Raw genomic sequence first — 21,490 nt, 5'->3', positions numbered from 1 at the left:
CAAGTCTCGCCGTCTATGACGACGGATGGGCAACTTGATTTGCATTTCAGGGGGATCTGCCGTGGGTATTGTCGTCTGGTGCATACTGTTTGCGATCGTCATCTTCTTTGCCTATTTCGCGACGCGCATGGCGTCGCAGAACAAGGAAGATGGTCTGCACGACACCGGCCTCGCCATTCTGGAATTTGGCCGGGCCTTTCCGATGGAGGCTATCCGCCAGCTGCAGACGACGGCGGACGGGCAGGCGGTCTTCGTACGTCTGCATGATGACAAGGCCGGCTTCATGCGCAACGTGCGCAATCATTTCAGTGTCCATCTGATCGAGCCCGGCCGGGCACGTGCCAAGCTTTCAGGAACCGGTCGCGGCCTGACGGTCGATTTTCTCGACGTGCCGCATCACAACGGCACATTCGAATTCAAGAGCCCGGATGAAGCTGCGGAGGTCTCGCTCTGGCTTCTCGGCAATTATGTTGCCGGTGATGACATGAAGCTCGAGCATCACGCCCCGCCGGCAAAGGCCTGAACGTCAAAGCCTTAGGTTTCAGGCGTTTCCGCAAGCATGGGTGCCTGCACGCCCAGCCACTTGGCGCAATCGCCAAGCGCGCGCTTCGCGATGAGCTGGCGCTTCATGATCGTCTTGTCTTTGCCGCGGAAGCGCTTGATGCCTTCCGGCTTGACGATCGAACCCGGCTCCAATTCTGGAAAAAGTCCGAAATTGATGTTCATCGGCTGGAAGGAGCGCTTGCCCGGCTCTTCGTCAGAAACGATGTGTCCGCCGGTGATGTGGTTGAGCAGCGAGCCGAGCGCAGTCGTATTGGGCGGCAGGGATGCCGCTTCACCCTTGCGCTCAGCAGCCGCAAAACGGCCGGCGAGCAGGCCGATGCTGGCGCTTTCGACATAGCCTTCGCAGCCGGTGATCTGACCGGCAAAGCGCAAGCCCGGCCGCGACTTCAGCACCAGTGAGCGATAGAGCAAGGTCGGCGAATTGATGTAGGTATTACGATGCAGGCCGCCCAGGCGGGCGAATTCCGCATTCTCGAGGCCTGGAATCAGCCGGAAGATCTCGGCCTGCGCGCCATATTTCAGCTTCGTCTGGAAGCCGACCATATTGTAAAGCGTGCCGAGCGCATTGTCCTGGCGCAGCTGCACCACAGCATAGGCCTTGACCGTGGGGTTATGCGCATTGGTGAGCCCCATTGGCTTCATCGGGCCATGGCGCAGTGTCTCGCGACCGCGCTCGGCCATGACTTCGATCGGAAGGCAGCCGTCGAAATAGGGCGTGCCTTCCCATTCCTTGAAGCCAACGGCGTCGCCGGCAATCAGCGCATCGAGGAAGGCGTTGTATTGCGCCTCGTCCATCGGGCAGTTGATGTAGTCCTTGCCCGTACCGCCCGGTCCAACCTTGTCGTAGCGGGACTGATACCAGCAGAGATCCATGTTGATGCTGTCGCGATAGACGATCGGCGCGATGGCATCGAAGAAGGCGAGCGCATCGGCGCCGGTTTCGGCCTGAATGGCGCTGGCGAGCCCTGGCGCCGTCAGCGGGCCGGTGGCGATGATCGCCTGGTCCCATTCCCTCGGTGGCAGGCCCTGGATCTCTTCGCGGATGACTGTGATCAATGGATGGCTCTGCACCGCCTGCGTCACCGCCGCGGAAAAGCCGTCGCGGTCGACGGCGAGCGCGCCACCGGCCGGCACCTGATGCTTGTCGGCACATGCCATGATCAGCGAGCCGGCCATACGCATCTCAGCATGGATGACGCCGACCGCATTGCTGGTCGCGTCGTCCGAGCGGAACGAATTGGAGCATACGAGCTCGGCGAGGTCGTCGGTCTTGTGTGCCTCGGTGCCGCGTACGCCGCGCATTTCATGCAGGATGACGGGTACTCCGGCATTGGCGATTTGCCACGCGGCTTCCGAGCCGGCGAGGCCGCCGCCAATGACGTGGATTGGGGAGTGAGAACTAGTCTGTGTCATGTGCGCGTCATTATCACGAGCAGGGCGGCGATCCAAACGCTTTACCGGAGCAGGGCACGCAAAAGTGGGCAGAGATTCGGTGAAAGCGATAGGCGCAGAACCCGCAAGTCAACCACAACGAGGCAAGTTGATGGGTATCGACGAACATAACCGCCCGGAATCAAAAACGGCGCCGAAAGGCGCCGTCTTGAAGCAGTCTGCAGTTTCGACCGATTAACGGAAAGAACGAGCAGCGATGTTGCGGATTTCGTAGCGGCTGACGCCGATGTCCGAAAGGGTCTGGCTGGAGAGGTTGCCGAGTTCATTCAGAGTGCGGCGGTAGCTGATCCAGTTCTTTGCAATGCGAATCGGGTTCATGATCTTATCCTCAGTATCTTGTTTGCGGGCGGTACGATTACCGCCTCAGCTGTTGCACTCTATATAGGCGCAAACGCGCCTTTTGTGCAGTGCAAATAAAAGGCGTCTGCTATGCATTTGTGCAATATGACGCCCAAAAACCTACCAATGCTTAGAATTTGGTCGACTTGCATCTCGCGAATGGTTCAGAGCGGATCATGGAATGTTGCGATGCACAATGAACAAAAAGAACGCCCGTCGCGGAGGTCCGCAACGGGCGTTGTGAAGGCTTTCGCTAGTGGGCGAAGCCTATCCGGCGATTAGCGGCCGGTGGCTTCGCGAGCAACGCGATGAATGTCGGCGCGGTCGATGCCGAGGTCGTGCAGTTCACGAGCGCTCATGCGGCCGAGTTCGTTTACGGTCTGACGATACTTGCGCCAGTTGTTGAAGGAGCGGGTCAGGTTCATTTCAGTCCCTTTCGAGGATTTGGAGATCTCGTAGCCCCGTGATTGGTGCCGCCGTCGATCTGATGCCTCCTTATATATGCTGCGCCGCAAGAACTAAAAGCGCCAAAGCTTCATGTCACCCATGCACCTGATGCATATCGTGTGGGCAGTCTGCCCAAGAAGATGGCTGCTTTATGTGCATATCGCGGCTGAAGCGGGGGTGGACTTGGGCGCATGACACCAGTCCCAACCGGCATTTCAAGGCTGGTTGCGGTGCTCGCCGTCATTCGGCCATGTTTTCGCCAGCCTTGCGGTTTTGAGGGAGGTCGACTGGTCGTGGCTGATCTGGGGGAGCCGCCGGAAACTGCGCTGAGAACGCAATCCGTCATCTGGTCGCATTTCACGGATGTCGCGCATAAACCGATTGAAACGGGCAAAAAATAACGCCCACCGCGGGAGGAGGATGCGGTGGGCGTCATTTATAGTGATTGACGACTGGGAGGAGGAGGGTCGTCAATCCATCGGAGCGCACTGGGAGGAGGAGTGTGCGGCTCCGAATTCCGTGTCGGGAAAATCGATCCCAAGGCTCTTTCCGACTAAGGCCGGCCCGGCGCGCCACCGCCGTGCAGTGTTGAGTTATAAATAGTATGACTTTTATCTTTTGTGCAGCGCAATAATTTCATAATAGGCATGTCGTCAGCGCATGTCTCGTATGGGTATCTCGATACCGATCTTTAGAATACACAGCAATCGCTTAATATCACATTAACGAAACAGCTCTCGGCAGTGGACGATCATTTGGCCGTCCGTGCTGGGGCGCATCGATTGCATGATGATTTGTGATAACTCTTCTCGGATGGGGAATCGCAGCGAGGAGCCGGGATGTATAGAGGCAGGCTGGAGCGGGATCTGAAGATCTGGGTCGACAAGGGCCTTGTCGACGCGGCGGCGGCAGAGGCTATGCTGCAAGAATATGATGGTCGCCAGACGAGTTTTAGTGCTGGTCGGGTTCTGGCCATTATTGCGGCCACGCTTCTCGGCCTTGCACTGCTGCTCTTCATTTCCGCCAATTGGGAAGCGATCCCGAGGCTTGCGCGTCTGGCGGCGCTGGTCGCCATGATATGGGCCTTTTATCTCGGCGCCGCCTACCTGCTGGCCCTGGGGCGCTCGATTCTTGCCGCAGCGCTGCTCATTCTCGGCACGCTGAGCTTCGGCGGCGCCATGGCTCTGGTCGGACAGATGTATAATATGTCCGGCGACGAACTGACGATGATGATCGTCTGGTTTGCTTCGGCCTGCATCGTGGCGGCGTTGTTTCGCTCAAGCGCGCAGGTCGCGCTTGCGGGCTTTCTCGCCTGGACATTTTGCGGCTTCTATCTTTGGGATCATTTCAACGACTGGGATGGCCTCATGCCTTGGGTGCCGCCCCTGATGTCAGTAGTTCTGATCATCCTCGTCAGATATGTCGACGCACCGGGGGCACGGCACTTCGCCTATCTCATGCTTGTCGGATGGCTGACATGGCTTTTTGGCCAGCATGAAAGTCAGAATGCGGCGATCCTTTTCGCGGCCGTCGGAATGGTGGTCTTCCTTGCCGTCAGCGTTCCAGCCTCGCCACTCATGCCTGTCGTGCGGTCGGCGGGGGCCGTGCCCGGCTTTTATGCCTTTCTTCTTGCCTCGATCGGCCTCTTCCTTGTCCATGCGGAAATCGGCGGCGGCATTTTCTCCAGCAGTGCTTGGGTCGACCACAGGCTGCCGCTTATCCTCGTGGCAGCCGCAACGCTGGCAAGCGCGGTGGTGGCGATCGCTCTTGGCGGCCGTGACAATGGCGCAGTGCGCTATCTCGCTTACTTCGTCTTTGCCTGCGAGGTTCTTTATATAGCCAGCGAGACCATCGGTTCGATCATCGGCACGGCAGGTTTCTTCCTGATCGCCGGCCTGATGGTAGCGTTTGCCGCATGGGTGGTCATCCAGCTCGAGCGACGATTCTCCAACGCAGACAGGCAGGAGACACGGGCATGACCGATATGGCCGACAAGAACATTGCCACCGTCACTCCGCGCCGACTGTGGGCAGCAGCCATTATCGTCGCCATCCTGCAGACCGCCGTCCTTGGCTATATGGTCGGCGAACGGGCTTGGGGCTTGCGAAGCGGTGTCGAAGTCATTCTGAAGACAGCGCCTGTCGATCCCCGCGATCTCCTGCGCGGCGACTACGTCACCTTGAACTACGACATTTCGCGGGTTCCGATGTCGACGCTGCGCGACGGACCGCCGAAAATGAGCCTGACCACTCAGGTCCTGTCCGTTCGGTTGAAAAAGCAGGAGGACGGCTATTGGGGCATTGTCGAATCATCCTTTAAGCCGCTTGAGCCAAAGCCTGATACCGTCATCCTGAAAAGCTTGCCGTTCGACTATACATTTTATGGCGACGCCACCGATGCGTCGCAGGAGATGATCGGCGTGATCTATGGCATCGAGCGCTATTATGTGCCCGAAGGACAGGGGCACGACATCGAAAGCGCACGCAATGCCAATCGCGTCGCTATCGCCGCTCGTATCTCTTCCGACGGCAAAGCCCACATCAGAAGCCTGCTTCTCGATGGCAAATCCGTCTATGAAGAGCCGCTTTACTGACGATATTGGCCCGAAGATGCCGATAAGCTTTGTGAGCAGTCGTGGAACCGTCATTTTTCCTTTGCGTGGTTTGAAACGGGTGATATAGAGACGCCGCGCTCCGGAAGCCCCCATGGGCAGGCATTGCCATGCGGTTTTGGGAACGCGGGTATGGTGAAATTGGTAGACACGCCAGATTTAGGTTCTGGTGCCGCAAGGCGTGGGAGTTCAAGTCTCTCTACCCGCACCAAGACGTCTTATGGACGGGGGAGGCTGATGAAGTCCGTCTCCCGATATGCCGTAGGACGCGCCATTTTGCCCAGGCATCCCGCTTCGAATGGGGAGTGGATCAGATGCTCTGGCTCGAAACGAGGATTGAGCTGCCTTTTGCGCGTTCGTTGGAAGGCGCGGCGCTCTTGGCAAAATGATAGAGAATTGCATCCAAGCCACGCTCGGGATTTTCCGGCGTCGTGCTCATCGTAACGAACGGCTGTCTGGGCACGGCCGCCATGAATGAAGGTAGGACAATGCAGGTTATCGAAACGCTCGCTGAAGGGCTGAAGCGCGAAATCAAGGTGGTCATCCCGGCCAAGGACATGGAAGTGCGCATGAACGAGCGCCTGGCCGAGGTCAAGGACAAGGTCCGCATCAACGGCTTCCGTCCCGGCAAGGTTCCGGTTGCTCACCTGAAGAAGGTCTACGGCAAGTCGATCATGGCTGATCTCGTCAACGAAATCGTTCGCGACCAGCCGCCGGCAATCCTGACTGAGCGCGGCGAAAAGTCGGCTACCCAGCCGGAAATCGCCATGACCGAGGACAAGGACGAGGCAGAAAAGATCCTCGCTGCCGAAGCTGATTTCGAATTCACGCTCTCCTACGAAGTCATCCCGGCGATCGAGCTGAAGTCCGTCAAGGGCATCAAGGTCACTCGCGAAGTCGCTGAAATCGCCGAAGACGAAGTTACCGAGCAGATCCTCAAGATCGCTGAAAGCGCTCGTAGCTACGAAACCAAGAAGGGCAAGGCTGCCAACGGCGACCGCGTCACCATCGATTACCTCGGCAAGGTCGACGGCGTTGCCTTCGACGGCGGCAAGGACGAAGATTCGCAGCTGGTTCTCGGTTCGAACCGCTTCATCCCGGGCTTCGAAGAGCAGCTCGTCGGCGTCAAGGCTGGCGAAGAGAAGGTCATCACCGTAACCTTCCCGGCTGACTACCCGGCCAAGAACCTCGCAGGCAAGGAAGCCACCTTCGACATCAACGTCAAGGAAGTCGCTGCTCCCGGCGAAATCGAAATCAACGACGAACTCGCTTCCAAGCTCGGCCTCGAATCTGCCGATCGCCTGAAGGAAATCGTTCGCGGCCAGATCGAAAGCCAGTACGGCTCGGTTACTCGCCAGAAGGTCAAGCGTCAGATTCTCGACCAGCTCGACGAAATGTATCAGTTCGACACGCCGCAGAAGCTTGTCGACGCTGAGTTCGCGAGCATCTGGCGCCAGATCCAGGCGGATCTGGCTGAATCCGGCAAGACCTTCGAAGACGAAGACACGACCGAAGAAAAGGCTCGCGAAGAATACCGCAAGCTCGCTGAGCGTCGTGTTCGCCTCGGTCTCRTTCTCTCCGAAATCGGCGAGAAGGCCGGTGTCGAAGTCAGCGAAGACGAACTGCAGCGCGCTCTCTATGCTCAGCTCCAGCAGTTCCCGGGCCAGGAAAAGGAAATCCTGGAATTCTTCCGCAACACGCCTGGCGCTTCCGCTAACCTGCGCGCTCCGATCTTCGAAGAAAAGGTCATCGACCACCTGCTGACTGAAGTCGACGTTACGGACAAGACCGTTTCCAAGGAAGCGTTGCTGGCCGACGACGATGACGAAGACAAGCCGGCTGCCAAGAAGGCTGCTCCGAAGAAGAAGGCTGCTGCCAAGGCTGAAGCGACCGAAGCTGCTGCCGAAGGCGAGGAAGCTGCCGCTCCGAAGAAGAAGGCAGCTCCGAAAAAGAAGGCTGCTGAGGACAGCGCCGAGTAATCGGTTCTTCTTCCGGACTGAAATCAAGAGCCCTGCCGTTTGCGGCAGGGCTTTTTTGTTGTGTCAACGCAGGGACTCTTTTGTCGCTTCCCTTTATCCGCGATTGGGGCTGTAGTGCCTGTTGCGGTGGCGGCTGGAAGACCGACTCTCCTTTGAGGCACTGCCTGCAGCGCAGATCGTCATCGGATACGATGGGCAATTCTTGCCTGCGTTATCGGTCCTCCATCTCGAAGCGCAGCACGATAGAGCAATTCCAGGAAAAGTGCGCAGCGCTTTTCCGTCCGGAATTGCTTGCAACAAGGGGATAGAGTTTTTTGCGGCTCGAAGAAAAGCGGAAAGGCCCCAAGATTATGAAGGAGGTCGAATTTGATTGAAGCCGCGATGTTTGATCTGGATGAAACCCTCATCGACCGGCGCGCTGCGCTGATGGCATTCCTGCCGGATCAGTTTAAGCGACTGGGGGACCAATTAAAGGGCGTCACTTTTCAGAATTTTCAGGACACGTTCTTTGCCTTGGAGAAGCACGGATTCCTCGACAAACAGAAACTTTACCCGCGATTGGCGGCAGCGCTTGGCCTGGGGAGCGATTGTGAAACTCTCTTGCTTTCCGATTTTCAGAGGCGATACCCGCAATTCGCGAGACTGTCGTTTGGCGCCCTCGAAGCGCTCATTGCGTTGCGGCGGCATGGCTTGAAGACAGCCATTATCAGCAACGGCCACACAAACGTTCAAGCTGCAAAAATCGAGATCACCGGGCTTCGGAATGTGGTCGATCTCGTTGTCATTTCGGAGGATATCGGTTTGCGAAAACCGGACCCGCGAATTTTTCAGCTAGCGGCCGAACGTCTGGACGTAGTCCCGGCACGCTGCATTTTTGTCGGCGACAATCCAGAGGCGGATGTCGGGGGTGCGGAATCAGCGGGAATGACAGGCGTGTTTTATGGCGCCGGCTCATCTTGGCCGGACGCGCTGCCATCCCCGAAATACCGGATCGACACTTTCGCCGAAGTCCTCCCCCTGATTGAAACCCTGCATGGAGCTTAACGTAAGCTTCATGGGTGCTCAAAGCTCCGACTTGATGTCGCCCATGCGGTTCCACGCGTCGAGGCCAGCAATCTTGTAGGCTTCGGCGAGGGTCGGGTAGTTGAAGGTGTTCTCGACGAAATATTCGACGGTGCCTTTGAGGTTCAGCACAGCCTGGCCGATATGGACGAGCTCGGTGGCACCTTCGCCGACGATATGGACGCCGAGCAGGCGGCGTGTCTTCAGCGAGAAGATCATCTTCAGGAGGCCGGTGTCGAGGCCCATGATATGGCCACGCGAGGTCTCGCGGAACCGGGCGATGCCGCATTCATAGGGGATGTGCCGTTCCTTGACTTCTTCCTCGGAAAGGCCGCAGGTGGAAATCTCCGGCACGGCATAGATGCCGTAGGGGAAGTACTTCGGCGGCTCCTTGGCGATCGCGCCGACGGCGACGCGGGCGGCGATACGGCCTTGTTCCATGGACGTCGAGGCAAGGCTCGGGAAGCCGACGACATCGCCGGCGGCGAAGATATGCGGAACCTTGGTGGCAAAGGTTTCCGGATTGACGCTCAGGCGGCCACGACTGTCAGCTTCGAGCCCGGCGGCTTCGAGGTTGAGCGTATCGGTCGCGCCCATCCGCCCGGCGGCGAACAGAACCATGTCCGTCGTAATGTGGCGTCCGTTGTCGAGCGTCAGCTCCACTTTGCCGTTCGGCAGGCGCTCCACTTTTTCGGCTTTCTGTCCCAACAGCAGCTTCATGTTGCGGTCGCGCAGCTGGTAGATGAAATCCTCGACAATCTCCTTGTCGATGAAGTCGAGCATGGTGGATTTCGGATCGATCAGCGTCACCTGCGTATCGAGCGCGCTGAAGATGGTCGCATATTCGATGCCGATGACGCCGGCGCCGATGACGACCATCGACCGGGGCAATTCCTCGATCTCCAGCAGCTCGTCGCTATCGAGCACCGTCTTGTTGTCGAAAGGCATGTAGTCGGGACGAAACGGCTTTGTGCCGACTGCGAGCAGAATGCTGGCGGCGGATACGGTCACCACCTCGCCATCATCCTTAACGATCTGCATGGTCTGGGGATCGACGAAGCTTGCCTTGCCGCGAATGTGCTGAACCCGATTGCGCGCAAACTGATGCTCGAGCACCTCGACTTCATGGTCGAGGGTAATGAGCAGACGACGGCGGAGGTCCTCGGCGCTGATCTCCTGTTTGACGCGATAGGCGCGTCCATAGAAGCCGCGTTCGCGCCAGCCGGAGAGATTGAGTGCGGTTTCACGCAATGTCTTTGAAGGAATGGTGCCGGTATGGACCGATACGCCGCCGACGCGCTTGCCTTGCTCGACGACGAGCACCTTCTTGCCGAGTTTGGCGGCTTGAATGGCGCCTCTGCGGCCGGCAGGGCCGCTGCCCACCACTAGGAGATCGAATTGGTCCATCGGGAAGCCTCGGATGATTGAATAGGGAATCAATGTCGCAACGCAACATGCTCCGTCAACCGGTAGCTGCTCAATGTTACAGAATATCTAACGCAAACTTCGCGTCTTCAGGAGGCAGAAAGCCGAAGCCAGGGTTCCAGCTTCTCGAAGGTGCGATCCATCGCATAGGCGCGCAGAAAGGAGAGTGAGATGTGCCCGTAGACGATCGACATCTGATGCTCCGCAGTCGCTTCGTCGACCTTGGCGATGGCGGCGAGATAAAGCGCGGAGGCAAGTCCGGTACGATCCGAGCCCGCCTGACAGTGAATGAGAATAGGCTTCGGCGCGTCGCGCATGATGGCGACCAGTTGCTCCGCCTGTTCCTGCGTCAACTCACGGGCCGACGACATGCGGAAGTCGATGTGGTTGATATCGAGCTGTTTGGCTTCGGCAACCTCGTTGTCGTACCAATGATGGCCGCTATTGTCGCCGCGCAGATTGATGATGGTCTTGATGCCATACTGCTTCTGAAATTGCGCTATCGTCTCGGCAGAGGGCTGCGAAGAACGATAGACTTCGCCTTCGATGACGGGATGGAAGTTGGTCGTCCAGACCATGTGAGCATAGAAGCCGCCAGCGGTCACCGCGAACCCTCCGACTAGAACAGCCGCAACGCGCGCCGCACGACGGAGATAACCGGTAAACGTTGGTGATGTCTTCTGCATATGATCTCCGGATCGGCCGAACTCTCAAACGAATAGGCCAAATCAAAACAATGGCTTCCGCCGGCGGACACGCCAGTTTAGGCTTATTATTTCTTCTGCCAGATCATCCTGACGCCGAACTGAAAAACGGCCGAAGCAATGAAACGAGTCGATTCTATTCGCGGATGTGGAATATTTAATATAAGAATATTAAATTATATTAATGTTTATTGCGCTGCTTTGATGCGATACTTCAAATAAGTCGCAATGCGCGGAAGCTGACGTGCCCGTTCTTGCCGATGATAATATGATCGTGAACGGTAACGCCCAGAGGCTTGGCCGTGTCGATGATCGTCTTGGTCATCTCTATATCGGCCCGCGAGGGAGTAGGGTCCCCTGATGGACGGTTGTGCACGAGGATCACGGCTGAGGCGGAGAGCTCAAGCGCACGTTTGACGACTTCGCGTGGATAGACCGGCGTGTGATCGATCGTGTCGAAACCCTGAATTTCGTCCGCGATCAGCGCATTCTTCTTGTCGAGGAAGAGCAGTCGGAATTGTTCTCGCGCTTCGTGCGCCATAGCGGTGTGACAGTTGTCGATCAGCGCTTTCCATGAGGACAGCACCGGCTTGCCCGCCAGTTCGGTCTTCAGCATGCGCTGCGCCACGCTCGCCATCAGCTTCAGATCGAGCGCAACGGCGTCGCCGACACCCTTGACCTCGGTCAGCAGATTGACGGGAGCGCCGAACACTCCGCCGAGCGTGCCGAAGCGGGCAAGCAGAGCTTTTGCGATCGGCTTGGTGTCACGGCGCGGGATCAGCCGGAAAAGCAGCAGTTCCAGAATTTCATAGTCGGCAAGCGCCGCATCGCCGCCATCGCGATAGCGGTTTCGCAGCCGTTCGCGATGGCCGTGATAGTCGGCCTCGGCCTTGGCAGGCGCAAGCTTTGCCGCTTTTGTCGGGAAGAACAATCGCTCGTCGAAAAGAGGAGCCTCTTCCAAAGCCTCCGCAGTCCCACCGCCATCTAGGCGCATGTCTCCATGTCCAGTGGAAAGAGCGGGACGCTTCGCCATGAATTATCCCCGCAACGGCGGCAGGCCGGGGCGATCGAGACCGCCGGGCGATAGGGTAAAGATCTCGCAGCCCGTTGCGGTCACGCCGACCGTGTGTTCGTATTGAGCCGAGAGTGAACGGTCACGCGTAACGGCGGTCCAGCCATCACCCAGCACCTTCACATGCGGCTTGCCGAGATTGATCATTGGCTCGATGGTGAAGATCATGCCTTCGCGCAGCTCCGGTCCGTCGCCGGAGCGGCCGTAATGCAGGATGTTCGGCGAGTCATGGAAAAGGCTGCCGACGCCATGGCCGCAGAAGTCGCGAACGACCGAGCATCGCTCACCCTCGGCATAGACCTGGATCGCTTCGCCGATTGCGCCGGTGCGGGCACCGGGATGTACGGCGGCAATGCCGCGCATCAGGGATTCGTAGGTAACTTCGAGAAGTCGCTCGGCCGAGCGCTTGATCTCGCCGACCGGATACATGCGGCTGGAATCGCCATGCCAGCCCTCGAGCACGTAGGTTACGTCGATATTGACGATATCGCCTTCGCGCAGCGGCTTGTCGTTGGGAATGCCATGACAGACGACATGGTTGATCGACGTGCAGGAGGATTTCATGTAGCCGCGATAGTTCAGCGTCGCCGGATAGGCGCCATGATCCATGCCGAATTCGAAGACGAAGCGATCGATGGTGTCGGTTGGCACGCCGGGTCCGACGATGGCGGCGAGTTCATCGAGGCAACGGGCGGTCAGCTGGCATGCCTTGCGCATCCCGGCAAACGCGTCCTGTCCGTAGATGCGGATAGCGCCCGTGTTTTTTGCCGGCGCCGTTGCCGCTTCGATGTAGTTCACCATGGTTAGCCTTTAGCAGAGATCTTTGTACTGGTATCTAATGCAGCTATGCCGGGTTCGTCTATCGGGATCAACCCGGCAGGCGCTAATTCTGTCGGCGAAACCCTGCATTTCAGTGCGTACACCTCCACGCCACGCGTCAACGCACGATCGAAGGCTTTCGCATAGACGGGATCGAGATCGCCGCAGATCCGGAAGCGATTGCAATCATGCCGCTGGATCACGAAGAGCATGATGGCGCGGTGGCCTGCCTCCACCATATCGCCCAGCTCCTCCAGGTGCTTGGCGCCCCGGGCTGTCGCTGTATCGGGAAATTCGGCGAGCCCTTGTTGTCGCATGAAATGGACGTTTTTCACCTCGACATAGGTGGTTGTCCGCCGAGGGTCGGTCAAGAGCAGGTCGATCCGTGAGTTGCGGCCATAATTCTGTTCACGCCTGACCGTGGTATATTCGCCGAGGTCTGAGACTTGCCCGAGAGCAATTGCCTCGGCGGCGATCCGGTTCGGCATGGCGGTATTGACCCCGACCGTCGTCCCGTCTGCCTCGATCAGCTCGAAGACATGCCGATATTTGCGCTTGGCGCCGTCGTGCTCGGAGAGCCAGATCCGCGAGCCGGGGGCAGTGAGCCCCATCATGGAGCCGGTGTTCGGGCACGAGCCGGTGATTAAGGTCCCGTCCTCCAGCTCTGCATCGAAGAGGAAACGCTTGTAGCGCGCAATCAGTCGGGCGGGAACGAGGGGGGAGTTGAACAGCATGTGCGGATCGACCGGTTAGGCCCGTTCCATCACATAGCTGCCGGGCGCCTCCTCAAGCGCGTTGAGCGCCAGGCCGCCGGGTTGCCGTGCCGGAGCCATGCGATGGTCCTGGGAGAGGATCCAGGCATGCCAATGCGTCCACCACGAGCCGGGCGTTTCGTTGGCACTCTCCAGCCAGCGCTCGTATTCGCCTTTCACCGGGCCGCCGGTCCAGAACTGATACTTGTGCTTGTCCGGCGGGTTGACGACACCGGCAATATGGCCAGAGCCGGTCAGCACAAATTCCACAGGGCCGCCGAAGCACTGGCTGCCGACGAAGACGGATTTGGCGGGAGCGATATGGTCTTCGCGCGTTGCCAGATTATAGACCGGAATGCGCACATCCTTCAGCGACAATGTCTTGCCGTCGAGCACCATCTTGCCTTGGCTCAAGGTATTGTTGAGATAGCAATTACGCAAATAAAACGAGTGGTTGGCGGAGGCCATTCGAGTGGAATCTGCGTTCCAGAACAGAAGATCGAAGGGCAGGGGATCCTGACCCTTCAGATAGCTGTTGATGAAATAGGGCCATATGAGCTCGGAGGCGCGCAGCATATTGAAGGCCGTCGCCATCTTCGAGCCTTCCAGATAGCCGACGACATTCATCTGCTGTTCGAGCGACGCGATTTGTTCCTCGTCGACAAAAACCTTGAGGTCGCCGGCAAAGGTGAAGTCGACCTGCGTGGTCAGGAAGGTCACGGTGCGGATGCGCTTGTTCTTTTCCTTGGCGTGCAGGGCGAGCGTCGCCGCCAAGAGCGTGCCGCCGACGCAATAGCCCACGGCATTGACCTCCTGTTCGCCGGTTGCTTTCTCGACGGTCTCCAGCGCGAAATCGATGCCCTCGCGCGCATAGGAGGTCCAGTCCTTTGTCGCATGCCGTTGATCGGGATTGACCCACGAGATGACGAAGACGGTGTGACCTTGCTCCACACACCATTTTACAAAGGATTTCTGCGGGTTAAGGTCGAGAATGTAGAATTTGTTGATCCATGGAGGGCAGATCAGCAACGGCCGCTTCAGAACCTTGTCCGTTGCTGGCTGGTATTGGATGATCTGGCAGACATCGCTTTGCGCGATCACCTTGCCTGGGGTCAGTGCCATGTCGCGCCCGACGGCGAATTTGGTCATATCGGTCTGGCGCAGCCGCAAATCCCCGCGGCCAAGGCTGATGTCCTCAGCGAGCATCTTCATACCACGCACGAGGTTTTCGGCGTTGGAGGCGACGGTTTCCCTGTAGAGCTGCGGGTTGGTCGCAACGAAATTGGTCGGCGAAAAGGCGGCCGTGATCTGCTTTGTATAGAACGCTGCCTTGTGACGCGTGTGTTCGTCTAATCCTTCCGCATCGCCGACCAGCTTCTCAGCCCAGCCCGCGGTCAGGAGGTAGGTTTGCTTTAGAAAGTCGAAGAAGGGGTTCTTCTGCCAGTCGTCGTCGGCAAAGCGCTTGTCCTTGACCGGTTCGGCTTCTGATGTCGCGGACGAATCGCCGCTGAGGCGCTGCATGGTTTTTGTCCACAGGCCGAAATAGCCCGAGAGTAGGTAGGTTTGCGCTTCCAGCGTTCGCCGCGGATCGGAAAGCCAGTATTCGCCGACCTTGGAGAGAGTTTTGACAATGTCGGTGATCGGATCGGCAACGGTGTCGACCTTCTCGCCGCGCTCGCGCGGAGCGAGCCATGCGGATGCTGCTTTTCCGAGGTTTTCCAGGGCGCGCGCGAAGTTGACAGCCATCGCCTCGGGATCTCTGACGATGTAAGGCTCGACTGACTTTGGATCGAAACCCGCAAAGCCGCCATTTCCTTCATTCTTATCCCGCTTGCTGTCGGTCACGCATCATCCTCCCGGCGGCAGCTGTGTCTTGTTTTCCATTTGTACATCTTGCGGGAAAAGGAATACAAGTCGAATGAAACGCAAGCCTGCTCTTGCTTTGCCGCTGCGACAAATTTAACAGTCTCAGCCCACGGCAAGGAATTGGGCAGGACGACAATTATGGGCGGCGGCATGGTGGCAAGACTGAACCGGTATTCCGTACTCTGCGGAGCGATGTGCGGAATTCTCGCGTTGACGCTCGCGGGCTGCTCGACGCCTGAGGAAAAGGCGGCATACGCCAAGCGCAAGCAGCCGCCGCAGGCGGTTATTGTGAAGCCCGCAAAGGGCAGCCCCGTCAACGATGTGAGCACGCAGCAATTCTATAAGGACGGCTATCCTTCCTTTAACGCACCGCCTACCGCCGCCAATGTGCAGATCAACGATCAGCAGGCGGGCGACATGGTTAAGCAGATGACAGCGCTGGGTGCGCAGCGCAAGGCCGGCACGATCTCGGAGGCCGAGTATCAGAAGCGCGTCGCCGCGATGCGCAAGCTTGCCGCCGAACATGGCCAGGATACGCTGCAGGAAATTCAGAAAGAGGGCAGCAGCCAGCCGGGCCAGACGCAGAATTAGCCTTGCGTTTCAGGCGATTTCGACGCAAAGCGTTCGGACAGGCCGAGTTTGGATGCGTCTTTATCGGTTAAGTGCACTTTGCGTGCGCAGCCGCCCAAGATTCACCGTATCTTTCGAGAAGACATTGGTTGCGGCGCCGCGAGTTCCAAGTTCGTATCGCGGCTGTCCGGGAGAGCAACGAACTTAAGTGCGGTTTTGAGGGCCGCTGTCCCATGGGGAAAGAAATGGAAGAGTTTCATAAAGTCCGGCGTTTGCCGCCCTACGTTTTCGAACAGGTCAACCGTTTGAAAGCAAGCGCGCGAGCGGGCGGGGCGGACATTATCGATCTCGGCATGGGCAATCCAGACCTTCCTACCCCCAAGGCCATCGTCGATAAGCTGTGCGAGGTGGTCCAGGACCCGCGTACGCATCGCTATTCCTCCTCCAAGGGCATTCCGGGCCTTCGCCGGGCCCAGGCGGCTTATTACGCCCGTCGATTTGGCGTGAAGCTCAATCCTGATACGCAGGTGGTCGCCACCCTCGGCTCCAAGGAAGGCTTCGCCAATATGGCGCAGGCAATCACCGCGCCGGGCGATGTCATTCTCTGCCCGAACCCGACCTATCCGATCCATGCTTTCGGTTTCCTGATGGCGGGCGGCGTGATCCGTTCGATACCGGTCGAGCCGGATGACAGTTTCTTTCCGCCGCTTGAGCGCGCTGTGCGTCACTCGATCCCGAAGCCGCTCGCACTCATCCTGAACTACCCGTCGAACCCGACGGCCTATGTGGCGACGCTCGATTTCTACAAGGAAGTCGTGGCCTTCGCGAAGAAGCACGACATCATCGTGTTGTCGGATCTCGCCTATTCCGAGATCTATTTCGACGACGTGCCGCCGCCGTCGGTGCTTGAGGTTCCAGGTGCCATCGACGTCGCCGTCGAGTTCACCTCGATGTCGAAGACTTTCTCCATGCCCGGCTGGCGCATGGGTTTTGCCGTCGGCAATGAACGGCTGATCGCGGCCTTGACACGCGTGAAGTCCTACCTCGACTACGGCGCCTTCACGCCGATCCAGGTGGCGGCGACGCATGCGCTCAACGGCGACGGCTCCGACATCGCGGAAGTGCGCAACATCTACAAGCGCCGCCGCGACATTCTGGTTGAGAGCTTCGGTAAGGCCGGCTTCGACGTGCCGCCGCCGGCTGCAACCATGTTCGCCTGGGCGAAGATCCCGGAAAAGTTCCGTCATCTCGGTTCGCTGGAGTTTTCCAAGCTGCTGGTCGAAAAAGCCGATATCGCGGTTGCACCGGGCATCGGCTTTGGCGAGCAGGGCGACGATTATGTCCGCATCGCGCTCGTTGAAAACGAGCACCGCATTCGGCAGGCAGCGCGCAATCTCAAGCGCTTCCTCTCCGCTGCGGATGAAACGATGCACAATGTGATTTCGCTGAACGCACATCGTTCGTAATGTTCTGTGGCAGCCGTCTCGGCGGCTGCCGCCCCAATATACTGATCAGGAATTTTCCATGGCAGATGCCCTCAAAATCGGCATTGCGGGCTTGGGTACCGTCGGTGCCTCGCTCGTCCGCATCATCCAGAGTCGCGCTAAAGAGCTTGCCGCTACCTGCGGTCGCCCCGTCAAGATCGTCGCAGTCACGGCGCGCGACCGTACTAAGGATCGTGGCATCGACCTTACTGATATCGAGTGGTTCGGCGGTCCGGTGGATCTAGCCCAGAAGGCTGATATCGATGTGTTCGTCGAGCTGATCGGCGGCTCCGAGGGTGCTGCCAATGCAGCTGTGCGGGCAGCGCTTGCGCGTGGTCTGCATGTCGTCACAGCCAACAAGGCGCTGCTTGCCTATCATGGCGTCGAACTGGCTGAGATTGCGGAAGAAAAGGGCGCGCTGCTGAATTTCGAAGCGGCGGTCGCCGGCGGCATTCCCGTCATCAAGGCCCTGCGCGAATCCCTGACGGGCAATACGATTTCGCGCGTTTACGGCATCATGAACGGCACCTGCAACTACATCCTGACCCGGATGGAGAAGGAGGGCCTGTCCTTCGCAGATTGCCTCAAGGAAGCGCAGCGCCTCGGCTATGCCGAAGCGGATCCCGCTTTCGATATCGAAGGCAACGATACCGCCCATAAGCTGGCCATCCTGACAACGCTCGCTTTCGGCAACCGCATCGCGGCTGACGACATCTATCTCGAGGGCATTACCAACGTCTCCATAGAGGACATCCGTGCGGCCGCCGACCTCGGCTACCGTATCAAGCTGCTCGGCGTCGCCCAGCGCACGGAAACCGGCATCGAACAGCGCGTGCATCCGACCATGGTACCGCTCGATTCGGTCATCGCCCAGGTTGATGGCGTCACCAACGCCGTAGCGATCGAATCCGATATTCTCGGCGAATTGCTGATGGTTGGCCCGGGTGCGGGCGGCAACGCCACCGCATCGTCCGTGCTGGGTGATATCGCCGATATCGCCAAGAGTCGCCCGGGCGAGCAGCGCGTGCCGGTGCTTGGCCATCCGGCCAAGGCGCTCGAGCCCTATCGTAAGGCGCAAATGCAGAGCCATGAAGGTGGCTACTTCATTCGCCTGACGGTCCTCGACCGCACCGGCGTCTTCGCAAGCGTCGCCACACGCATGGCGGAAAATCATATCTCGCTCGAATCGATCGTCCAGCGGTCGACGCAGCATCTGTCGCCCTCGGCGCATCAGACGATCATCCTCGTCACCCACGCGACGACGGAAGATTCGGTTCGCAAGGCTGTCGCGGCCATCAAGACCGAGGGCTACCTGGTCGGCGAACCGCAGGTCATCCGCATTGAGCGGCCGAAGGAATAGGCTGACTGGCGGCGTCCGCTGACGCTGCCGTCCTCATGATTTGGGAGAGATGGTGGAGCAACCGGTCGATCCAGTTCAGCGTGCCTTTCTGGGCGTCGAGCATTCCGTTTCCGGCAATCGCTGGGTTTCCCGTCTCGATCAGGCTGGTCAGAACAGGGCGCTTGCGATCGCGCAGGTGCACGGCCTGCCGGAACTGATTGCCCGTGTGCTTGCCGGACGTGGCGTCGGCATCGATGAGGCCATGGCCTTCCTCGATCCGACGATCCGCAGTCTGATGCCGGATCCTTATTTGCTGACCGATTGCGAGAAGGCGGCGCAGCGCCTTCTGCGCGCGATCAAGGCGGGTGAGACTGTTGCGATCTTCGGCGACTACGACGTCGACGGAGCGGCCTCCTCGGCGCTGCTTTATCGTTTCCTGACCCATTTCGGCGTCCCTGCGAGCATCTACATCCCGGACCGCATTTTCGAAGGTTACGGCCCCAATCCCAATGCCATCAATCAGCTCATCGACAATGGCGCGAAGCTGATCGTGACCGTCGATTGCGGCTCCACGAGCTTCGAAGCGCTCGAGGCGGCGAGGGCGCGAGACATCGACGTCGTGGTCATCGATCACCATCAGGTCGGGCACGAACTGCCGCCATGCCAGGCATTGGTCAACCCGAACCGCGAGGACGATCTATCCGGGCAAGGGCATCTCTGCGCCGCAGGCGTCGTCTTTCTCGTTCTGGTCGCGGCCTTGAAGCAGCTGCGAGAGGCGGGCGATTCCCACGTGCGTTCGATCGATCTGCTTGCCTGGCTCGATATCGTCGCGCTCGCGACCGTCTGCGACGTCGTGCCGCTCAAGGGGCTCAACCGCGCCTATGTCGTCAAGGGCCTGATTGCGGCCCGGCATCAGGGCAATCCCGGTCTTGCGGCTCTCTTCCGCAAGGCGGGGCTCGGTGGTCCGGTGACGCCCTATCATTTCGGCTTCCTGATCGGCCCGCGCATCAATGCGGGCGGCCGAATCGGCGATGCAGCGCTTGGAGCGCGCCTACTGACGCTGGACGACACAGGCGAAGCCGAGACGATCGCCGGCAAGCTCGATGAACTCAATCGCGAGCGCCAGGCCATGGAGGCCGCGATGCTGCAGGAGGCGGAGGCCGAGGCACTGGCGGAATACGGCAATGGCGACGGCGCCTCGGTTATCATCACGGCGCGGGAAAACTGGCACCCCGGCATCGTCGGCTTGATCGCATCGCGGCTGAAGGAAAAGTTTCGCCGCCCGGCCTTTGCCATCGCCTTTGATCCGATGGGCAAGGGCACAGGCTCCGGTCGTTCGATCAGCGGCTTCGATATGGGGCGTATGGTTCGCGCTGCCGTGGATGCCGGATTGCTGGTCAAAGGCGGCGGCCACGCGATGGCAGCTGGCCTGACGGTGGAACGAAGCAATCTCGGAAAACTGCGCGGCTTCTTCACGGAAAAGGCCGAGAAGCAGGTGGCAGGCCTGGTGGCGAATGAAACACTGAAGATCGACGGCGCAATCGGTGCAAGCGGCGCGACCGTGGAGCTGATAGATCGCCTCGAAACCGCCGGTCCCTACGGCTCCGGCCATCCGCAGCCTATTTTCGCTCTGCCGAGCCATCGGCTGCGCGATTCCCGCCTTGTCGGCCAATCGCACATCAAGATCACCCTGGAAGCGCAGGATGGCGGCCGCGTCGATGGCATCGCATTCCGCGCTGCAGAGACGCCGCTCGGCCAGCTTCTGATGTCGTCCCGCGGCGCTCAGATCCATGTCGCAGGCACGCTCGGTGCCGATCACTGGCAGGGAAGCCGCCGCGTACAACTCCGCGTCACGGACGCTGCCAAGGCTCCCTGAGCGACCATTAGAACAGCCCAAGCGATGAGCTTCGGCGATAGCAATGAACTATCGTCTCGCAGCATTCGATAACTGCGTCCAACTATTGCCATCTCTGCCGAAATATTCGTTCAAATCACGCAGCGCTGCGATCGATGATCTTGGATGGTACCGATGTCCTTCAGACTTAGGTTTTTGGTGTCGCTCACGACAGCGGGAGCTGCCGGTTGGCTATGGGCGCGCAATGGCGCTTACGGCTTCAACACTTTTTTGCGGCGTGGCGGCACCTACTGGATTTCAGTCAAGCCTGACGATTCGCGCCTGTCACCCTCCATGCGGCTGGCGCTCCGCGATCCGCAGCCGGTGGCGCAACCAGGCCCTCTTGTGTGGCAGGAGCCTCGGAAAGGCTTCGAGGTTGCTGAACTGCCCGTCATGGTGAACGGGAGTGAAGCTGATCGCATCTTGCTGAACCGCATAGATCCCGCGCTATATCGTTTCGTAGCGAGAAATTCGCCGGACGGAGACAGAGGCATCGATGAATGGAGCGCGTATTGCCGGAAGCGCTCCTCATTGTTAACGGCAGCTACTACGACCTCAAGGGGATGCCGGATACGCCGATCAAAAGCAATGGTATCGCCATGGGGCCGGCGACATACGATGCAAAGGCCGGCGCTTTTATCGCAGGCGATGGATTCGCCGATATCAGGGATCTGACCCATCAGGACTGGCAAGGAGCGTTCGCAGGCGCGGCCAACGCCATGGTCTCTTACCCTCTGCTGATTGGTTCCGATGGACAGACCCACGTCAACGCCAAAAGCCGTTGGCTGGCCAACCGCACCTTCGTCGGCAAAGATGGTGCGGGCCGCATCATTGTCGGGACCACAAAGGAAGCTTTCTTTCCGCTCGCAGCATTGGCAGTGTTTTTAAAAAGCTCCCCTCTGGATCTAAAGAAAGCGCTTAACTTCGATGGCGGGCCGATTGCCCGCCAACGCGTCCGTTTGCCGGGATTCCAGAGAAAGTTCTACGCGCGTTGGGAAGCGCAGGCCCATGGCAATGACGTTCAGCTTCTGAGGTGGCCGATATCAAGCGCTGCGTGGTCTATGCCGATGGTTTTGACCGTCGAACCGAAGTAGCGCGCAGCTTTGAAACT

Annotated in this window: 19 protein-coding genes and 1 tRNA gene; 11 read left to right on the top strand and 9 right to left on the bottom strand. The window is 59.0% G+C overall.

Annotated elements, in window-relative coordinates; translation table 11 throughout:
* Nucleotides 1-61 precede the first annotated feature (61 nt).
* Entirely contained in the window at nt 62-523 is a 462-nt protein-coding gene (locus tag QD461_RS14585) for a hypothetical protein (RefSeq protein WP_414088385.1), read from the top strand.
* Between the two features lie 11 nt (nt 524-534).
* Here QD461_RS14585 and trmFO read toward each other — a convergent pair whose 3' ends face one another.
* From trmFO to QD461_RS14570, 3 genes are all read right to left on the bottom strand, one after another.
* Nucleotides 535-1,977 carry a methylenetetrahydrofolate--tRNA-(uracil(54)-C(5))-methyltransferase (FADH(2)-oxidizing) TrmFO gene (gene trmFO, locus QD461_RS14580; RefSeq protein ID WP_414088384.1) on the bottom strand — a complete coding sequence of 481 codons (1,443 nt, stop codon included), beginning with the start codon at nt 1,975-1,977 and terminating at the stop codon, nt 535-537.
* Nucleotides 1,978-2,190: 213 nt separating this feature from the next.
* Entirely contained in the window at nt 2,191-2,334 is a 144-nt protein-coding gene (locus QD461_RS14575; RefSeq protein WP_069611985.1) for a DUF1127 domain-containing protein, read from the bottom strand.
* Between the two features lie 299 nt (nt 2,335-2,633).
* On the bottom strand, nt 2,634-2,780 hold the full coding sequence (locus tag QD461_RS14570; protein WP_081615319.1) for a DUF1127 domain-containing protein: 147 nt from the start codon (nt 2,778-2,780) through the stop codon (nt 2,634-2,636).
* Nucleotides 2,781-3,641: 861 nt separating this feature from the next.
* On the opposite strand from QD461_RS14570, the gene QD461_RS14565 reads away from it, so the two are divergent.
* From QD461_RS14565 to QD461_RS14545, 5 genes are all read left to right on the top strand, one after another.
* Nucleotides 3,642-4,781: a DUF2157 domain-containing protein gene (locus QD461_RS14565; protein ID WP_414088383.1), complete on the top strand. Its 1,140-nt coding sequence runs from the start codon at nt 3,642-3,644 to the stop codon at nt 4,779-4,781.
* A gap of 5 nt (nt 4,782-4,786) precedes the next feature.
* Nucleotides 4,787-5,395: a GDYXXLXY domain-containing protein gene (locus QD461_RS14560; RefSeq protein WP_414088459.1), complete on the top strand. Its 609-nt coding sequence runs from the start codon at nt 4,787-4,789 to the stop codon at nt 5,393-5,395.
* Between the two features lie 144 nt (nt 5,396-5,539).
* A tRNA-Leu gene (locus QD461_RS14555) sits at nt 5,540-5,624 on the top strand.
* Nucleotides 5,625-5,901: 277 nt separating this feature from the next.
* The gene (tig, locus tag QD461_RS14550; protein ID WP_414088382.1) at nt 5,902-7,392 is read left to right on the top strand and encodes a trigger factor; all 1,491 of its coding nucleotides are present in this window, start codon (nt 5,902-5,904) and stop codon (nt 7,390-7,392) included.
* Nucleotides 7,393-7,758: 366 nt separating this feature from the next.
* Nucleotides 7,759-8,436, top strand: coding sequence for an HAD family hydrolase (locus tag QD461_RS14545; RefSeq protein WP_414088381.1), 678 nt, complete (start codon nt 7,759-7,761; stop codon nt 8,434-8,436).
* An 18-nt stretch (nt 8,437-8,454) separates the two neighbouring features.
* Here the strand turns inward: QD461_RS14545 and sthA are convergent, their stop codons facing one another.
* The 6 genes from sthA to phaC all read right to left on the bottom strand — a co-directional run bounded on the left by sthA (nt 8,455) and on the right by phaC (nt 15,071).
* Entirely contained in the window at nt 8,455-9,861 is a 1,407-nt protein-coding gene (sthA, locus tag QD461_RS14540) for a Si-specific NAD(P)(+) transhydrogenase (protein ID WP_414088380.1), read from the bottom strand.
* A 107-nt stretch (nt 9,862-9,968) separates the two neighbouring features.
* The gene (locus tag QD461_RS14535) at nt 9,969-10,565 is read right to left on the bottom strand and encodes a dual specificity protein phosphatase family protein (protein ID WP_414088379.1); all 597 of its coding nucleotides are present in this window, start codon (nt 10,563-10,565) and stop codon (nt 9,969-9,971) included.
* Between the two features lie 232 nt (nt 10,566-10,797).
* On the bottom strand, nt 10,798-11,616 hold the full coding sequence (gene radC, locus QD461_RS14530; RefSeq protein ID WP_414088378.1) for a RadC family protein: 819 nt from the start codon (nt 11,614-11,616) through the stop codon (nt 10,798-10,800).
* Between the two features lie 3 nt (nt 11,617-11,619).
* Complete coding sequence (gene map / locus QD461_RS14525) at nt 11,620-12,456, bottom strand: type I methionyl aminopeptidase (protein ID WP_414088377.1); 837 nt, start codon at nt 12,454-12,456, stop codon at nt 11,620-11,622.
* A gap of 2 nt (nt 12,457-12,458) precedes the next feature.
* Nucleotides 12,459-13,208, bottom strand: coding sequence for a DNA/RNA nuclease SfsA (gene sfsA, locus QD461_RS14520; protein WP_414088376.1), 750 nt, complete (start codon nt 13,206-13,208; stop codon nt 12,459-12,461).
* 15 nt (nt 13,209-13,223) lie between these two features.
* Nucleotides 13,224-15,071 (bottom strand): class I poly(R)-hydroxyalkanoic acid synthase, encoded by a 1,848-nt coding sequence (gene phaC, locus QD461_RS14515; RefSeq protein ID WP_414088375.1) that lies wholly within the window; start codon nt 15,069-15,071, stop codon nt 13,224-13,226.
* 159 nt (nt 15,072-15,230) lie between these two features.
* On the opposite strand from phaC, the gene QD461_RS14510 reads away from it, so the two are divergent.
* From QD461_RS14510 to QD461_RS14490, 5 genes are all read left to right on the top strand, one after another.
* The gene (locus QD461_RS14510; protein ID WP_184702152.1) at nt 15,231-15,683 is read left to right on the top strand and encodes a hypothetical protein; all 453 of its coding nucleotides are present in this window, start codon (nt 15,231-15,233) and stop codon (nt 15,681-15,683) included.
* 224 nt (nt 15,684-15,907) lie between these two features.
* Entirely contained in the window at nt 15,908-17,128 is a 1,221-nt protein-coding gene (locus tag QD461_RS14505; RefSeq protein WP_414088374.1) for an LL-diaminopimelate aminotransferase, read from the top strand.
* A 58-nt stretch (nt 17,129-17,186) separates the two neighbouring features.
* A complete protein-coding gene (locus QD461_RS14500; RefSeq protein WP_184702156.1) occupies nt 17,187-18,506 on the top strand; it encodes a homoserine dehydrogenase in 1,320 nt (439 codons plus the stop codon).
* A 49-nt stretch (nt 18,507-18,555) separates the two neighbouring features.
* Nucleotides 18,556-20,361 carry a single-stranded-DNA-specific exonuclease RecJ gene (recJ, locus tag QD461_RS14495; RefSeq protein WP_414088373.1) on the top strand — a complete coding sequence of 602 codons (1,806 nt, stop codon included), beginning with the start codon at nt 18,556-18,558 and terminating at the stop codon, nt 20,359-20,361.
* 518 nt (nt 20,362-20,879) lie between these two features.
* A complete protein-coding gene (locus QD461_RS14490) occupies nt 20,880-21,473 on the top strand; it encodes a phosphodiester glycosidase family protein (RefSeq protein WP_414088372.1) in 594 nt (197 codons plus the stop codon).
* The last annotated feature ends 17 nt before the right edge of the window (nt 21,474-21,490 follow it).

This window comes from Rhizobium sp. BR 314, assembly GCF_047445805.1.
Taxonomy (GTDB): Bacteria; Pseudomonadota; Alphaproteobacteria; order Rhizobiales; family Rhizobiaceae; genus Rhizobium; species Rhizobium lusitanum_B.
The sequence above is the reverse complement of the archived record's forward strand: the minus strand, read 5'-3'. Positions and strand labels throughout refer to the sequence as shown.

Coding starts and splice junctions, on each gene's coding strand:
- QD461_RS14500 (WP_184702156.1), top strand. CDS start 17,187: ATGGCAGATGCCCTCAAAATCGGCATTGCGGGCTTGGGTACCGTCGGT.
- map (WP_414088377.1), bottom strand. CDS start 12,456: ATGGTGAACTACATCGAAGCGGCAACGGCGCCGGCAAAAAACACGGGC.
- QD461_RS14505 (WP_414088374.1), top strand. CDS start 15,908: ATGGAAGAGTTTCATAAAGTCCGGCGTTTGCCGCCCTACGTTTTCGAA.
- QD461_RS14510 (WP_184702152.1), top strand. CDS start 15,231: ATGGGCGGCGGCATGGTGGCAAGACTGAACCGGTATTCCGTACTCTGC.
- QD461_RS14560 (WP_414088459.1), top strand. CDS start 4,787: ATGGCCGACAAGAACATTGCCACCGTCACTCCGCGCCGACTGTGGGCA.
- radC (WP_414088378.1), bottom strand. CDS start 11,616: ATGGCGAAGCGTCCCGCTCTTTCCACTGGACATGGAGACATGCGCCTA.
- QD461_RS14565 (WP_414088383.1), top strand. CDS start 3,642: ATGTATAGAGGCAGGCTGGAGCGGGATCTGAAGATCTGGGTCGACAAG.
- QD461_RS14575 (WP_069611985.1), bottom strand. CDS start 2,334: ATGAACCCGATTCGCATTGCAAAGAACTGGATCAGCTACCGCCGCACT.
- QD461_RS14535 (WP_414088379.1), bottom strand. CDS start 10,565: ATGCAGAAGACATCACCAACGTTTACCGGTTATCTCCGTCGTGCGGCG.
- QD461_RS14490 (WP_414088372.1), top strand. CDS start 20,880: ATGGAGCGCGTATTGCCGGAAGCGCTCCTCATTGTTAACGGCAGCTAC.
- trmFO (WP_414088384.1), bottom strand. CDS start 1,977: ATGACACAGACTAGTTCTCACTCCCCAATCCACGTCATTGGCGGCGGC.
- QD461_RS14570 (WP_081615319.1), bottom strand. CDS start 2,780: ATGAACCTGACCCGCTCCTTCAACAACTGGCGCAAGTATCGTCAGACC.
- sfsA (WP_414088376.1), bottom strand. CDS start 13,208: ATGCTGTTCAACTCCCCCCTCGTTCCCGCCCGACTGATTGCGCGCTAC.
- sthA (WP_414088380.1), bottom strand. CDS start 9,861: ATGGACCAATTCGATCTCCTAGTGGTGGGCAGCGGCCCTGCCGGCCGC.
- recJ (WP_414088373.1), top strand. CDS start 18,556: ATGGTGGAGCAACCGGTCGATCCAGTTCAGCGTGCCTTTCTGGGCGTC.